This is a genomic window from Hyphomicrobium sp., from assembly GCF_019753045.1.
GTDB lineage: Bacteria > Pseudomonadota > Alphaproteobacteria > Rhizobiales > Hyphomicrobiaceae > Hyphomicrobium_B.
In genome coordinates, this window is sequence record NZ_JAIELN010000005.1 from 203,747 (window position 1) to 217,487 (window position 13,741).

Annotated in this window: 16 protein-coding genes; 7 read left to right on the forward strand and 9 right to left on the reverse strand. The window is 61.3% G+C overall.

Annotated features, from left to right (window positions below):
• The first annotated feature begins 43 nt into the window (after positions 1 to 43).
• Together K2Q04_RS06025 and K2Q04_RS06030 are read left to right on the forward strand one after the other, a co-directional pair.
• Complete coding sequence (locus K2Q04_RS06025; RefSeq protein ID WP_291160632.1) at positions 44 to 712, forward strand: hypothetical protein; 669 nt, start codon at positions 44 to 46, stop codon at positions 710 to 712.
• A gap of 154 nt (positions 713 to 866) precedes the next feature.
• Positions 867 to 1,763, forward strand: a complete 897-nt coding sequence (locus K2Q04_RS06030; protein WP_291160635.1) for an NAD(P)-dependent oxidoreductase — start codon at positions 867 to 869, stop codon at positions 1,761 to 1,763.
• A 105-nt stretch (positions 1,764 to 1,868) separates the two neighbouring features.
• Here K2Q04_RS06030 and K2Q04_RS06035 read toward each other — a convergent pair whose 3' ends face one another.
• On the reverse strand, positions 1,869 to 2,366 hold the full coding sequence (locus K2Q04_RS06035) for an Lrp/AsnC family transcriptional regulator (protein ID WP_291160997.1): 498 nt from the start codon (positions 2,364 to 2,366) through the stop codon (positions 1,869 to 1,871).
• A gap of 197 nt (positions 2,367 to 2,563) precedes the next feature.
• Here K2Q04_RS06035 and K2Q04_RS06040 point away from each other — a divergent pair, with 197 nt between their 5' ends.
• Positions 2,564 to 3,004: a TIGR01244 family sulfur transferase gene (locus K2Q04_RS06040; protein ID WP_291160637.1), complete on the forward strand. Its 441-nt coding sequence runs from the start codon at positions 2,564 to 2,566 to the stop codon at positions 3,002 to 3,004.
• A gap of 50 nt (positions 3,005 to 3,054) precedes the next feature.
• On the opposite strand, the gene K2Q04_RS06045 is transcribed toward K2Q04_RS06040, so the two are convergent.
• Both K2Q04_RS06045 and K2Q04_RS06050 read right to left on the reverse strand, forming a co-directional pair.
• Positions 3,055 to 3,666: a glutathione S-transferase gene (locus K2Q04_RS06045; RefSeq protein WP_291160999.1), complete on the reverse strand. Its 612-nt coding sequence runs from the start codon at positions 3,664 to 3,666 to the stop codon at positions 3,055 to 3,057.
• 5 nt (positions 3,667 to 3,671) lie between these two features.
• On the reverse strand, positions 3,672 to 4,166 hold the full coding sequence (locus K2Q04_RS06050; protein WP_291160639.1) for a thermonuclease family protein: 495 nt from the start codon (positions 4,164 to 4,166) through the stop codon (positions 3,672 to 3,674).
• Positions 4,167 to 4,383: 217 nt separating this feature from the next.
• On the opposite strand from K2Q04_RS06050, the gene K2Q04_RS06055 reads away from it, so the two are divergent.
• The 4 genes from K2Q04_RS06055 (at position 4,384) to K2Q04_RS06070 (ending at position 9,006) form a co-directional block, all read left to right on the forward strand.
• Entirely contained in the window at positions 4,384 to 6,018 is a 1,635-nt protein-coding gene (locus tag K2Q04_RS06055) for a HAMP domain-containing sensor histidine kinase (protein ID WP_291160642.1), read from the forward strand.
• Positions 6,019 to 6,045: 27 nt separating this feature from the next.
• Complete coding sequence (locus K2Q04_RS06060) at positions 6,046 to 6,738, forward strand: TIGR02281 family clan AA aspartic protease (protein WP_291160645.1); 693 nt, start codon at positions 6,046 to 6,048, stop codon at positions 6,736 to 6,738.
• Positions 6,739 to 6,786: 48 nt separating this feature from the next.
• The gene (locus K2Q04_RS06065; RefSeq protein WP_291160647.1) at positions 6,787 to 7,362 is read left to right on the forward strand and encodes a TIGR02281 family clan AA aspartic protease; all 576 of its coding nucleotides are present in this window, start codon (positions 6,787 to 6,789) and stop codon (positions 7,360 to 7,362) included.
• A 138-nt stretch (positions 7,363 to 7,500) separates the two neighbouring features.
• Positions 7,501 to 9,006: a phosphomannomutase/phosphoglucomutase gene (locus tag K2Q04_RS06070; protein ID WP_291160649.1), complete on the forward strand. Its 1,506-nt coding sequence runs from the start codon at positions 7,501 to 7,503 to the stop codon at positions 9,004 to 9,006.
• A 174-nt stretch (positions 9,007 to 9,180) separates the two neighbouring features.
• Here the strand turns inward: K2Q04_RS06070 and K2Q04_RS06075 are convergent, their stop codons facing one another.
• From K2Q04_RS06075 to dusA, 6 genes are all read right to left on the reverse strand, one after another.
• A complete protein-coding gene (locus K2Q04_RS06075; RefSeq protein WP_291160652.1) occupies positions 9,181 to 10,005 on the reverse strand; it encodes a sulfite exporter TauE/SafE family protein in 825 nt (274 codons plus the stop codon).
• Between the two features lie 10 nt (positions 10,006 to 10,015).
• Positions 10,016 to 10,477, reverse strand: coding sequence for a tRNA-dihydrouridine synthase (locus tag K2Q04_RS06080; protein WP_291160654.1), 462 nt, complete (start codon positions 10,475 to 10,477; stop codon positions 10,016 to 10,018).
• Positions 10,478 to 10,494: 17 nt separating this feature from the next.
• On the reverse strand, positions 10,495 to 10,941 hold the full coding sequence (locus K2Q04_RS06085) for an MgtC/SapB family protein (RefSeq protein ID WP_291160657.1): 447 nt from the start codon (positions 10,939 to 10,941) through the stop codon (positions 10,495 to 10,497).
• 167 nt (positions 10,942 to 11,108) lie between these two features.
• Positions 11,109 to 11,429: a zinc-ribbon domain-containing protein gene (locus K2Q04_RS22185; protein WP_366935739.1), complete on the reverse strand. Its 321-nt coding sequence runs from the start codon at positions 11,427 to 11,429 to the stop codon at positions 11,109 to 11,111.
• A gap of 53 nt (positions 11,430 to 11,482) precedes the next feature.
• Positions 11,483 to 12,508: a sulfite exporter TauE/SafE family protein gene (locus K2Q04_RS06090; protein WP_291160660.1), complete on the reverse strand. Its 1,026-nt coding sequence runs from the start codon at positions 12,506 to 12,508 to the stop codon at positions 11,483 to 11,485.
• A 10-nt stretch (positions 12,509 to 12,518) separates the two neighbouring features.
• On the reverse strand, positions 12,519 to 13,523 hold the full coding sequence (dusA, locus tag K2Q04_RS06095; protein WP_291160663.1) for a tRNA dihydrouridine(20/20a) synthase DusA: 1,005 nt from the start codon (positions 13,521 to 13,523) through the stop codon (positions 12,519 to 12,521).
• Positions 13,524 to 13,741: the final 218 nt, after the last annotated feature.

Consider the following 13,741-nt stretch of genomic DNA (forward strand, 5'->3'; position numbering starts at 1 on the left):
GCGGAATTCAATACGTCTGTGACATCTGCTGCGGAGATAATGCATGGCTGCCCTGCTCGCGAAGACGGCTTGTGCGGTGGCCGTTGGTCTTGCCGCCGTTCTCACAGCAAACCCGTCACTCGCCGATCCCGCCGGCTCGAGCACAGCCCCGGCGGGCCAGAGGTTCGAGTACGGTCCCTATGGGTCGCCGAACAACTCGCCGGGCGGCGGTCAGGCGCTTCCGCAAAACAATGCCATCGATCCAGCCGGTAACGACGGCGGCGGCGCAGCCGAAAGGCCGTCAACTGACGATCAGAGCCAGGCACCCGCTTACCGGGATGACTATCGGGGCGACAACCGGGACGACGGGCGCGGAAATGCTCAACCGGGCGCAGACGACAACGATGATGTTGACGGTCCGCCAGTCGATGCCGCCGGACCTCCGCCGGGTGACTACGATCGCGGGCTACCTCGCGTTGAAGTTCGCGCCAGTGCCCCCGACAGCAACGTTCCCTACGAAATCCGCGAACACGATGCACGAAGTGCGGCCATCAAAGCGTGGCGCAGCAAGGTCGCGGGTCGCTTCGGCCCCGAGTTCGCCCATTGGCGCACCGCCGCCGACAAACACGTCGACTGCAGGCCCGACGCCCGCGAAGGTCTCGTCTGCATCGCGAGCGGGCTGCCTGTGCGCGGATTTGACCGGTACGGACGATGGCACCGCGAAGGCCAATAGGAGGCTCTCGCGATCGCTTCACTGCGGCCGCCAACGATCTCTGGTGATTATCTCCGTCGATCATCTCTGTTGATTTTGGGGCTCCTTTTTGCCATCAGCCGCAGAGGTCGAGCCGCGCTCCCCGTGGGCCGCTCTCCCCGGTCGATTGGCGCAGATGGGAAATCACAACATGGCGAAGGTTGCGTGGCTCGGGCTCGGTGTCATGGGCTATCCCATGGCGGGTTATCTGAAAACGCGCGGCGGCCACGACGTTGTCGTTTACAATCGGACGTCTGCCAAGGCCGAGAAGTGGAAAGAGCAGTTCGGCGGAACCGTCGCGGCAACGCCTGCGGAAGCGGCGCGCGGCTGCGATGCCGTATTCGCCTGCGTCGGCAACGACGACGACGTGCGGAGCGTCACGATCGGGCCGGACGGCGCGTTCTCAACCATGCGGCCCGGCGCGATCTACATCGATCACACGACGGCTTCGGCGAAGGTCGCGCGCGAATTGTCGGAGATCGCGGACACGAGGGGTTTCAAATTTCTCGATTGTCCGGTTTCGGGTGGACAGTCGGGCGCGGAGAACGGAACGCTGACAGTGATGGCGGGCGGCGACGCGAGCGCCTTCACCACCGCCGAGCCCTTGATCAGGAATTTCGCACGCAGCATTCGGCTTCTCGGCCCTTCGGGATCGGGACAGCTCGCCAAGATGGCAAATCAGATCGCGATTGCGGGCCTCGTGCAGGGGTTGGCCGAATCCATTCATTTCGCGGAATGTGCGGGGCTCGACATCAAAGCGTTGATCGAAACGATCTCGAAAGGCGCGGCGCAGTCCTGGCAGATGGATAATCGCTGGCAGACGATGCACGCCCGCAAGTTCGACTTCGGCTTTGCCGTCGACTGGATGCGCAAGGATCTCGCGATCTGCTTCGACGAGGCTCAGTCGAACGGCGCCGATCTGACGGTTACGAAACTCGTCGATCGATTTTACGCCGAGGTTCAGGAACTCGGCGGACGCCGCTGGGATACGTCGAGCCTTATCGCCCGGCTCGACGCGAAGAAAGAAACTTGAGAAAAGTTTTTGTTTGCCGCGTGCGACTCCCCTCCGGGGAGCCGGCCGCACAAGAGGCTTGGTCGCCGCGTGCGACTCCCCTCCGGGGAGCCGGCCGCACGCGGATTATGCTTCCGCCCGCTCGCTCTTCGACGAGCGTTCGGTGATCGCGAACTGCAGCGGCAATGCGGTCGTGTACTTGATCTGCTCCATCGCAAAAGCAGATGAGACCTTGGCGATGTCGACGCGCGAAATGAGCTTCTTATAGAAAGCGTCGTAGGCGGCGATGTCGGGGACCGCGACGCGGAGCAGATAATCGATGTCGCCCGACATGCGGTAGAATTCGACGACCTCGGGAAATTCTGCGACGGCTTCGTGGAACTTCTCGAGCCACGTGAGCGAATGCTTATCCGTTTTAATGGAGACGAACACCATCACTCCCGCGTTCACCTGATGCGCGTCCAGGATCGCAACGCGGCGTTGGATAACGCCCGATTCCTCAAGTTTTTGAACGCGGCGCCAGCACGGTGTGGTCGATAGCCCGACCTCCTTGCCGATGTCGGCTACCGGGCGAGTACAGTCCTGCTGAAGAATTCGCAGGATCTTGACGTCCATTTCGTCCAACATTCGGCCGCCCTTCGATCAAGAAACATGATTTTGCGTAATCTGCGATTTTGAAATTAATATTTTCTAATTTGCCGGTGTCAATGAGAGCATTAGCATTTTTTTTCGTTTGAACGACATTCTACCTTGATCGGGCAAGGTGTCTCCCACATGTATGGGCCTTCCCCCTTGGCAATAACGGTTCTTGGATTCTCACCATGCCCCCCATCAGGCCCATCTCTGACAGCGTCGCCATAAGCGGTTGGCTGGATGAAGAGGACTTTGCGGAGGTCAAGTCGCTTGGCTTCGACAAAGTGATCAACTTCCGCCCGGACAACGAGGCTCGCGATCAGATTCCGAGCACTGAAGCCGAAGCCGCCGCCCACCGCTCGGGCCTCGACTACGTGCAGATCCCGGTCACGCGACAGGACCTCTTCAAGGACGACATCGTCGCCCTCGCTGCGAAGGAATTCGCATCGGGCGGGCGCACGCTCGCCTATTGCGCGTCCGGCCAACGAGCCGCCATTGTCTGGGCTGCTGCGACGGCGCGATCTCATCCCGTCGACGAAGTTCTTTCCACGGTTGGGGCCGGCGGCTTCGACCTCCGGCTCATCCGCGACGATCTCGAGGCGCAGGCCCATCGCGGGGAAGCCTCTTAAGTTGCGCTCGGCGACTCTCCTTCGGAGAGCCGGCCACCGAGCGCGAGAACTCAGGCCTGAGCGCTCGGCCTAGACGAGACCTCGCGATACCATCGCATCGCATTGCCGAAGTCGTCCGGCCGGCCGAGGCGCGCCGGCTTCATGAAGTCGATGGCGACGAGCGCCGTTATGTCGGCAATCGAGTAGGTGTCGCCTGCCAAAAAGGGGCTTTCGGCCAGACGCGCGTCGATGCGCGTCAGTTCGTGCGCGACCTTTTCCTTGTTGGCTTCACCCCACGCCGCGACTTGCGGCACCTCGAGATGCGCCATCTTGGGGTGCAAATGCCTGAAGACGGCAAAAACCGCATTGAATAATCCGATCTCGATACGCCTGTTCCACATCTCCACCTCGGCTTTGCCGACGGGGCCGATGCCGAACAGCGCCGGTTCCGGCGAGATCTCTTCGAAATAGCGGCAGATGGCGACGGTCTCGGAGATCGCGCGGCCATCATCGAGAATGAGGACCGGCACGCGAGCCCAGGGATTGAGCTTCGCGAAGTCGCCTGTCTTCAAATCGTCCGTCATCATGTTCAGTTCTTCGCGAGGGACCTCAATTCCCTTTTCGGCAAGGAAGATATTCACGCGTCTTGGACTTGGCGCTGCATGTGTTTCGATGATCCGCAACTTCATTACCTCGTGTCTTCAGAATTGTGCCGCGCACGCCACTTTTGCGGCTCTTCGAATTCGCCGGACCAGACGCCGCGTCGCGATGACCTGGCATCGGCTTCATCTTCAGCATAGCCGCCATAGGCGACCGCCATGCCTGCCTGGACCATGGCGGCATTGATGTCGCGACCGCCAGCAGTGCAGCGCGCGAGAAGCCGGCCGTACCGATCTCGTTCGCGGACATCGCATGAGACTATCTCGCCGCCGATTGCGCGGGCGAGTTCGAGCTTCGCCTCGTCTCCGCAGTTCCATGTCTGATCGCCGCGCGAACACGTCTGGCGGCCTTCGGGCGCATCTATTCCCAGAAGCCGCACTTCGTTTCCACCTACGAACAGGCTGTCGCCATCGATTGGCCGGGCGGCGCCGCTGATGCTGGCTGGGAACGGTTCGTTCTGTGCCCGGCGGACGCGCCAATGGTCGCGGCCCACAAAAATGGCTGCCGCCGCCAGCGTTAACATCAATACGAGCCTTACATAAGCCCGCCGGGGCCTTACATAGGCGTATCTTCGGCGTCTCTGAGACGAGCGCCATTGCTTCGGCGGTATGGGTTGCATAACAAACCCCTCAACCAGTTCGGCGAGACTTTAAGTCTTGCTTTAACAAATTGACGCCAATTTACAGGCGTTGCGCGGGCACACCCCCGTACGACCCCATCTATAGGACGCGGCTCGCGGTATGGACGATAACGCCTACAGCGTCGAACCGGCAGCTGAAATGCCAGCTCGCCCGGCACGACGAGGCCGTTCTCGGGATGATCTCAAATCATTCCGGGATAAGCTGACTCACGGCACCGTCCATAAGCCGGAATTCGAGTACGAACTGCTCACGATGTTCGCGCGCAACGAGACCAGCGCGCCGTTCGCGATGCCGGCCCTTTGCTTCATCTTCTACATCACGTCGATGTTCTGGGCGTCGTTCACCGAAGCGACGACTTGGATCGCCATCGTTTCCATCTCCCGCGTCTACATGCTGGACCAGTGCCGGCGGTTGCTTTCAATTCCCCGCACAGAAGTCAACGTCGGCCAGTGGCGCCGCCATTTCAACCGCATCGAACTCGTCAACGGATTCGCGCTGGCGGCTTTCGCACTCATCGGCATCTCGATCCACAATACCGAGAGCGCGTCGCCAGCGACATTCTCATCGCATGTCTTCATTTTCGCGACGTTGATGGTTGTGCTCGCCATCCGCATGACGTTCGCGTCGACACTTCCTCGGCTTTTCCTCGCGGGCACCGTTCCCATGACGGTCGCGGTCGCCGGCCGACTGTTCTCGCTTGGCGATCCGTTCTATTTCGCGCTCGCCTCGATGGCCATCGGCATCCATGTGTTCTTCGTCTATCTCGCGCGCGGCTTGCACTCGACAGCGCTCGCCATGGTGGAGTTCCGCGCCGAGAAGGACAACCTGATCTCGGAACTCGAAGAAGCGAGCGCCATTTCGGACGAAGCACGCCGCCGCGCCGAGGCTGCCAACAAAGCCAAATCGCGCTTTCTGGCGACCATGAGCCATGAGCTTCGCACGCCGCTCAATGCGATCATGGGTTTTTCCGAAGTCATGGAAAAAGAGCTGCTCGGACCGATCGGCAACGACATTTACCGGGACTATGCGCGCAACATCTATCAGAGCGGCGATCACCTTCTCTGCATCATCAACGAGATCCTCGACCTCTCGCGCATCGAGGCGGGCCGCTACGATCTGCACGAGGAAACGATGCGCCTCACGGACATCGCCGAGGATTGCCAGCGCCTCGTCAAGATCAAGGCCGATGCGAAAACCCTTTCGATCGTCGAAGACTTTGCCGCGGACTTGCCGCATATCTGGGCCGATCCGCGGGCCCTCCGTCAGATCTGTCTCAATCTGCTGTCGAACGCGTTGAAGTTCACGCCGAAGGGCGGACGCATCACGCTGATCGTGGGCCACACTCAGGATGGCGGGCAGTTTCTAACGGTCGCCGATACCGGCCCCGGCATTCCAAAGGAAGAGATTCCACGCGTTCTCCAGGCCTTCGGCCAGGGCTCGCTTGCGCATGAAACGGCCGAGGGCGGAACGGGTCTCGGGCTTCCGATCGTTCAGAACCTCATTCATTTACATGGCGGCACGTTCGATCTGCAGTCGGAATTGCGCAAGGGAACGGAAGTTACCGTGACGCTTCCGCCCCAGCGCGTGCTCCAGGCCATTGCGCCATTGCAGCCGCTTGGGCAGGAGCGTCACCGCGATCCCGCGCCGCGTCCGGCGCGTCAGCCCCGCATGCGCATGACCCCAGCGGGCGTCCCCGATCAAGTCGCCTACCGAGTTGCGGGCGATGCACGATAGTTGTTTTGCGTTTGAGGTTCGGCGTTGATGCTCGGCATTCTACTCATGGTCATTCTCGGTCTCGGCTCTCTTCTCGCCGCGACCCTTTTCGGCGGCGTGAAGCTCGATGCCGTTCCAGATTTGCCGATTGCCGCAACGGTGATCGCGATACTCGTCGCCATCTATTTGGCGACGCTGCTCAATCATCGCGGCGAACGGCGGCTTGCTTTGTGGCCGACGCTCGCTGCTTGCATCTCGGGCGCCGTGCTCGTCGCGGGCGCGTTCAACAAGAACACGCCGCTGGTCATCGCGGACTTCTTCGCCGGAGCGACCGCTGCCGCAGATGCCCCCCCGACAAGGCGGGATGCATCTGCATCGGTGCGCATCCGCCGCAACGAGGACGGCACTTTTTTTGCCAATTCCGAAGTCAACGGACAAGCGATGACCATGCGGATCGACAATGGGTCGGCGACGGTCGTGCTCCGGCAATCCGACGCCGAGAAGGCAGGCATCGATGTCAGCAATCTCGCTTTCGATACGCCTTTCAAAACCGCGAACGGAACGAATTACCTCGCGCCCGTTCGATTGAAGTCGGTACGCATCGGCCCCTTGGCGATCGACGACGTCGAAGGGCTCGTCGCGCGGCCCGGAACCCTTAACGAAAACCTGCTCGGTACAAGTTTTTTAAGACGTTTGGCGTCTGTTGAACTCACCGGAAATTTTGCAACGCTTCGGCAGTAGAGCGCCGATCACGATCTTGAACTGCTCTCTTGGACAGGGGCATCTGGAATGTCATCGGCAACGGTCAGCCTCTTCGGGTCTTTTGCGCTCGCCGCTCTCGGAGCGGCAGGCCTCGCATATACTCTGACGCATCCCGGCGTTCTCGTCTCGGCGTTCGATCATGCGAAGGCGACGACGGGTCTCTCCGCGCAGACAGCGGCCGGTCAAAGCGATGCCCCGGTTCTCGACGCCCAGGAAGCGACACGTGTTCAATCCGGCACCGTGACATTGCCCGCCGGTGACTATGGACATTTCCGGGCCGAGGCCGACATCAACGGGCGCGATATCGATGTGATGGTCGACACGGGCGCTTCCCTTGTCGCGCTGACTTACGAAGACGCGCGCCGGGCCGGCATTCTCGTGAAGCCCTCGGACTTCACCCACACGGCCCAGACGGCCAACGGAATCGCCCGAGTTGCGCCTGTCACAATTCCGCGCATCAGCATCGGCGACATTACGGTACGGAACGTGGCCGGAGTCGTGTCCGAGCGTGGCGCATCTGAACGGACGCTGCTCGGCATGTCGTTTCTAGGGCGGCTGTCCCGTGTCGAAATGCGCGGAGGAACGCTCGTGCTGCAAGAGTAACTTTCCCCTTTGCCGCAATTTTACGCTCCACTATTCCACTATTCCGCCCTCAACATTGCTGATAGAGCGCAACCCGGAACCCCGCCCTGGTCGCAGTGCGTTAGGTTCCCCGAATGAATCACGTTCGAGGAGAGGCATATGCTGCCGAAGCCACGCGCCGACCTGAAGCCGAATACCGCCGACTTTGAGCGCCTGCCCCTCGTCAAGCCAACCGGCTTTCGCGAATACGATGCGCGGTGGCTCTACCCGCAAGAAATCAACCTCATGGGCCTCAATGCCGTCGGGCTCGGCATGGCGACCCTCTTCGCGCGGCGCGGCGTTCCGAAGCGTCTCGTGGTCGGCCACGACTACCGGTCGTATTCCGCCGCCGTTAAACAGGCGCTCATGACCGGCCTTTTGGCCGGAGGCTGCGAAGTTCACGATATCGGATTGGCCCTGTCGCCGATGGCGTACTTCGCGCAGTTCGCGCTCGACGTCGAAGGCGTCGCAATGGTGACCGCGAGTCATAACGACAACGGCTGGACCGGCATCAAGATGGGATTGGCGCGTCCACTGACGTTTGGGCCCGACGACATGTCGGAATTGAAGTCCATTGTTCTCAACGGCGAGTTCGAGCCGAAAACAGGCGGCCGGTATATCTTCGTGCCGGATCTGGCCGAGCGTTACATCAAATCGCTGACGGATCGTCCGAAGCTCAAGCGCCGCCTGAAAGTCGTCTGTGCGAGCGGCAACGGCACGGCGGGCGCCTTCGCGCCGCAAGTGCTCGCGGCGATCGGCTGCGAAGTCGTGCCTCTCAACACCGACCTCGACTACACGTTCCCGAACCACAATCCCAATCCCGAAGACATGAAAATGCTTCACGCGGTTTCGGCGAAGGTTCTCGAAACCGGCGCGGATGTCGGGCTTGCTTTCGACGGCGACGGGGACCGTTGCGGCGTCGTTGCCAACGACGGGCATGAGATCTTCGCGGATAAGGTCGGCGTGATGCTGGCTCGCGATCTTTCCGCGATCTACAAGAACGCGAAATTCGTCGTCGACGTGAAATCGACGGGGCTTTTCTCGACCGACCCGGTGCTGGTCGCCAACGGCGCGACCACGAGCTACTGGAAGACGGGTCACAGCTACATCAAGCGTTATAATTTCGAGCACAAGACGCTCGTCGGCTTCGAGAAGTCGGGCCACTTCTTCTTCAACGAGCCGCTCGGCCGGGGCTACGATGACGGGCTCGTTTCGGCCATCGCCGTTTGCGACATGCTCGATCGCAGCCCGGGGAAGACGGTCGCCGATCTGCGCGACGCGCTGCCGAAGACTTATGGCTCGCCGACTATGTCGCCTCATTGCGATGACGAGAAGAAGTACGGCGTGGTCGATCGCATCACAGAACATTATACGCGCCAGAAGGAGAGCGGCGGACACGTCGCCGGACAGGCGATCCGCGATCTCATCACCGTCAACGGCGTGCGCGTGATGCTGGAAGACGGCACGTGGGGTCTCGTTCGCGCCTCGTCGAACAAGCCCGAACTCGTCGTCGTCGTCGAAAGCCCGACGTCGGAAGCAAACATGAAGGCGATCTTCAAGGACATCGACCAGCAGCTGGCGCGCTTCCCCGAGGTCGGCGAATACAATCAGAAGATCGCAGTTTAATATTGGCGCCGGCGACTCGCGTTCCGCGAGCCGGCCGCCGGGCGCGGAGTTCTAGGTTTGCGCCCGGCGACTCGCGTTCCGCGAGCCGGCCGCCGGGCGCGGGATTGCTTCGTCGTCAGTGCCACATGTGTCGCGCTGGCGGCCGGCTCCGCGTAGCGGAGTCGCCAGCGCCAATCAAAGAAGCGTCCAAAGAAAGCGAGCGACGACGGTCGAGATGAAGACCGCGAACGCCAGTTCGAGCGTCCGTTTCGAAATGCCGTGCGCAACCTTCACGCCCAAGGGTGCCGTCAACACCGCGAGCGGAGCTATAACGCACGCGCCGAGGTTGACGTAGCCCAGCGATAGCGGCGGCAAGTCCGCTTCGCCCCAGCCCGAAATAATATATCCGGCGATACCGGGAACGGCGATGACCGTACCAATGCCGGTCGCGGTTCCGACGGCTCTCAGCAGCGGCATCCCGTAAAGCGTGAGCAGCGGAACGGTGAATGTCGCGCCGCCGATCCCCATGAGCGTCGAGATGAGGCCGATGATGCCTGCCGCGCCCTCGAGCCACGGCGGCCGCGGAAGCTTGCCGGCAATCTTCCAATCATCCCTGCCGAGAAACATTTTCGCGGCGAGCGCCGTGCCGAAGACGACCCAGATCCAGCGGAGCGCTTCGCTGCTGGCATAATGCGCAATGACGATGCCCGCGATCACGCCAAGGACGATCCAGGGCCCCATGCGTTTGACGACGTCGATATCGACGGTCCCTCGCGCGCGAAACGCGGAGAAGGATCGAAACACCGTCGGCGCGATGACGCCGAGCGTCGTCCCGAGCGTGACGTGCATTCTGACGTCCTCGGGAACGCCCACCACGCCGAAGGCTTCGTAGAGCACAGGCACGAGAACGCCGCCCCCGCCGATGCCGAGCAAACCTGAGAGAAACCCAGCGAGGAGGCCTGCAACGGCGAGCAGCGCGAGCAACGCGATCAGATATTCCATCGATATGGCGGCGGGCATCCGGGTTGCCTCAAGCCGCGTCCGACTGGTCTTCGCGGCCGAGGCCGTGCTCGGCGAGAGCAATCGCGTCCCGCAGCACGTCGACCGTGGCGGACGGATCCGTCACTCGCTCGCTCAGCAGACGACGAAACGCCCGTCCGCGCGGCTGACCATGATAAATGCCGAGGATGTGCTTGGTGATGTTCGACAGGCGGCCGCCGTTTTGGATATGGCGTTCCGCGTAGGGAATGAGCTTCGAGAGCGCTTCTTCCCTTGAAGGCGGGGTGGAATTCTCGCCGAATATCCAGCTGTCGACGTCTGCGAGAATGAAAGGATTTTGATAGGCGGCGCGGCCGAGCATGACACCGTCGACGTGCTCGAGATGACCGCTGGCTTCATCGAGCGTTTCGATGCCGCCATTGATGACGATCGTGAGTTCTTGAAGCGGTTGCTGACGCCGGAGGACACATTCACGTGGCGGGGTAGTGCGCAAAAAAATTCGGCACACTCTCATTCTGCATCGCCGCGAGCTTTTTTCTTGAGCGGCCTCGAATAACGCAATGTCACAAACGTAACGATGCTCAAGATCAGCGCAATATCGTAAAGCCCATAACCAACCGCAGCACCCAAAGCTCCGGTCGCCCACAGACTGGCGGCGGTCGCCGTGCCGGAAGCGCCTTCGCTTGTCTTGAGGATGGCGCCACCGCCGATGAAGCCGACACCGGTGATCAGTCCCTCGATAATCCGCGCCTGACCGGTCGAAGTCTCACCCAAAACGCGGATCGCGATCAGGACGAAACTGCAACCGCCGATCGCCACGAGAGGAAATGTCCGAACGCCCGCGCTGCGATCCTCGTGCTCCCGGTCCCAGCCTATGGGAAGCGCCAGAACATAAGCAATCGCGAGATCCAGCAGGTGGGAGGCGACCTCCCACACCATCAGGGCGTTCATTCTCATTGATGGCTGTTACCACAGTCTGTGCCACATCGATAGTTGACCTCGGCGCTTTCTCGCGCCGTGATGCGTGTCTGGGCCGGCGGACGCGAATGACGAAATTCGGTATACCCCGGATGATGGGTCCAGACCGGTCTGGCCATATGAAATCCTCGCCCAAGAAGGCGCCCTCAAGCTGCCCCAGCCCCTCCGGAGGTGACAGAGGTGCCGCATGAAGGGCAGAACTTGGTTCCCGGAGGAAGGGTCACTCCACATTTGGCGCAAGCCTGCTCCACAGAGCCGAGTGACTGCCCGCATTGCGCGCAGAACCGGCTGTCGGGCGCGTTGTCCGCGCGGCACGACGGACATACGACTACACGCTGAAACGCAGCCGTTCTTTGGCCCGACGGCGACCCGTAGCCATAGTCGCCACGATCGCCGTGGCCGCGCCGCCCATGACGGCTGCCACCGCCGAAACCGCCGAGCAGGCGACTTAAAAAATGCGAGCCCATGATCCCTTACCTCATCTGCGGGTGACGCCGTCAGCCCGAGCCTTCACTCACCATCATATAGATACTGCGGCCACAAAAACCACAGCGCTAGAAGAGAAGCCGATCAAACCAAAGCCACTATGTCCGCTACAATGGCCGCCATTGTCTACGCGAAAATGATGACCGTAATAGCCCCCGAACAGGCCCAACCGGCGCGTAGTCTTAAGCGTATGGCGAGGAGTAATAGCGTACGGATAGTAAGGGCGGCACTCAAGTATTCGTACCAAGATCAATGGAGACCGATAGGGAGCGGTGGCTCGAACCATCATCTCAACACTCGCCTCAGGTTTCTGCGTCAGCCGGATTGACGAGCACACCGAGGGTGTCCTTTGGCGCCGTGCTAGTGGGAGCGCCGTCCGTAGGCCGCCGCAAACGCGCCGAGTATCCTTGGCAGGAACATGATCGCGAGAGCGCCCAACCCAGATCACGATGGCGAATGGCTTCAGGATGACTCTCAGCAGCGAAACTGACTGGTCGAAGATTCCGCTGGACTTCAGGCTGTCGATCGCGCCCCCGATTTCCCTGCCGACGCCGATCGCGCTTCCGGCGTTCTTGCCCGCTTCCAGCACGGCGCCGCCGCTGGTCGAGAGCCATGGCGGCCGCGGAAGCTTATCAGCAATCTTCCAATCATCCCTGCCCAAAAACATTTTCGCGGCGAGCGCCGTGCCGAAGACGACCCAGATCCAGCGGAGAGCTTCGCTGCTGGCATAATGCGCAATGACGCTGCCCGCGATCACGCCAAGGACGATCCAGGGACCCATGCGTTTGACGACGTCGATATCGACGGTCCCTCGCGCGCGAAACGCCGAGAAGGATCGAAACACCGTCGGTGCGATGACGCCGAGCGTCGTCCCGAGCGTGACGTGCATCCTGACGTCCTCGGGAACGCCTACCACGCCGAAGGCTTCGTAGAGCACAGGCACGAGAACGCCGCCCCCGCCGATGCCGAGCAGCCCTGAGAGAAACCCAGCGAGGAGTCCTGCGACTGCGAGCAGCGCAAGCAACGCGATCAGATATTCCATCGATATGGCGGCGGGCATCCTGGTTGCCTCAAGCCGCGTCCGACTGCTCTTCGCGGCCGAGGCCGTGCTCGGCGAGAGCAATCGCATCCCGCAGCACGTCGACCGTGGCGGACGGATCCGTCACTCGCTCGCTCAGCAGGCGACGGAACGCCCGTCCGCGCGGCTGACCATGATAAATGCCGAGGATGTGCTTGGTGATGTTCGACAGGCGTCCGCCGTTTTGGATGTGGCGTTCCGCGTAGGGAATGAGTTCGGCGAGCGCTTCTCCCCGTGAAGCCGGGGCGGCGTTCTCACCGAATATCCGGCTGTCGACGTCTGCGAGAATGAAAGGATTTTGATAGGCGGCGCGGCCGAGCATGACGCCGTCGACGTGTTCGAGATGACTGCTGGCTTCATCGAGCGTTTCGATGCCGCCATTGATGACGATCGTGAGTTCGGGATGGCGCGCCTTCAGACGGTAGACGCGCTGATAATCCAGCGGTGGAATTTCCCGGTTCTCTTTCGGCGACAATCCTTTCAGCCACGCCTTGCGCGCGTGGACGATGAACGTGCTGACACCGGTCGCCGCTACGACGTCGACAAAGCGCTGCAGGTCGGCTTCGGCATCCTGGTCGTCGATGCCGATACGGCACTTGACCGTCACTGGAACAGGCTGGCTCGCGCGCATCGCCGATACGCATGCGGCGACGAGTTCGGGCTCCGCCATGAGGCAGGCGCCGAAGCGGCCTTCCTGAACGCGGTCCGAAGGGCAACCGATATTGAGATTGATTTCGTCATAGCCAAGCTCGGCGCCGATGCTTGCTGCTTCGGCGAGCTTTGCAGGGTTGGATCCGCCGAGCTGCAAAGCAATCGGATGCTCAATTGGTGAGAAGCCAAGCAGGCGTTGGCGATCGCCGCGGATGACGGCATCCGCCGTCACCATCTCGGTATAAAGCAGCGCACGCTTCGTCAGCCCACGGTGGAAGACGCGGCAATGCCGGTCAGTCCAATCCATCATGGGGGCGACGGAGAATCTATGGGCTTGGTATCGCAAACCGGGTCCTGCTTTCAGCGGGCATCGAAAGCTTGCAGATTGTCAGGCTTAAATGTCCGCGTTAGTAAACGTCCGCGCTAATGGGGCACGGAATAGTGCGAGTTGGCAGTGCGGGCAATGCGCTATGAATGCTTCAGCAGGCGCGGCGGCACGCCACTGGGGCGGATTACCGAACGTTGATGCATTAACGTCTATATCGTCCAACAGAATCAAGCCTG

Bases quoted from the DNA above. Each gene is read 5' to 3' on its own strand.
- K2Q04_RS06025 (WP_291160632.1), top strand. From the start codon at position 44: ATGGCTGCCCTGCTCGCGAAGACGGCTTGTGCGGTGGCCGTTGGTCTT.
- K2Q04_RS06030 (WP_291160635.1), top strand. From the start codon at position 867: ATGGGAAATCACAACATGGCGAAGGTTGCGTGGCTCGGGCTCGGTGTC.
- K2Q04_RS06040 (WP_291160637.1), top strand. From the start codon at position 2,564: ATGCCCCCCATCAGGCCCATCTCTGACAGCGTCGCCATAAGCGGTTGG.
- K2Q04_RS06050 (WP_291160639.1), bottom strand. From the start codon at position 4,166: ATGTTAACGCTGGCGGCGGCAGCCATTTTTGTGGGCCGCGACCATTGG.
- K2Q04_RS06055 (WP_291160642.1), top strand. From the start codon at position 4,384: ATGGACGATAACGCCTACAGCGTCGAACCGGCAGCTGAAATGCCAGCT.
- K2Q04_RS06060 (WP_291160645.1), top strand. From the start codon at position 6,046: ATGCTCGGCATTCTACTCATGGTCATTCTCGGTCTCGGCTCTCTTCTC.
- K2Q04_RS06065 (WP_291160647.1), top strand. From the start codon at position 6,787: ATGTCATCGGCAACGGTCAGCCTCTTCGGGTCTTTTGCGCTCGCCGCT.
- K2Q04_RS06070 (WP_291160649.1), top strand. From the start codon at position 7,501: ATGCTGCCGAAGCCACGCGCCGACCTGAAGCCGAATACCGCCGACTTT.
- K2Q04_RS06075 (WP_291160652.1), bottom strand. From the start codon at position 10,005: ATGCCCGCCGCCATATCGATGGAATATCTGATCGCGTTGCTCGCGCTG.
- K2Q04_RS06085 (WP_291160657.1), bottom strand. From the start codon at position 10,941: ATGAGAATGAACGCCCTGATGGTGTGGGAGGTCGCCTCCCACCTGCTG.
- K2Q04_RS22185 (WP_366935739.1), bottom strand. From the start codon at position 11,429: ATGGGCTCGCATTTTTTAAGTCGCCTGCTCGGCGGTTTCGGCGGTGGC.
- K2Q04_RS06090 (WP_291160660.1), bottom strand. From the start codon at position 12,508: ATGCCCGCCGCCATATCGATGGAATATCTGATCGCGTTGCTTGCGCTG.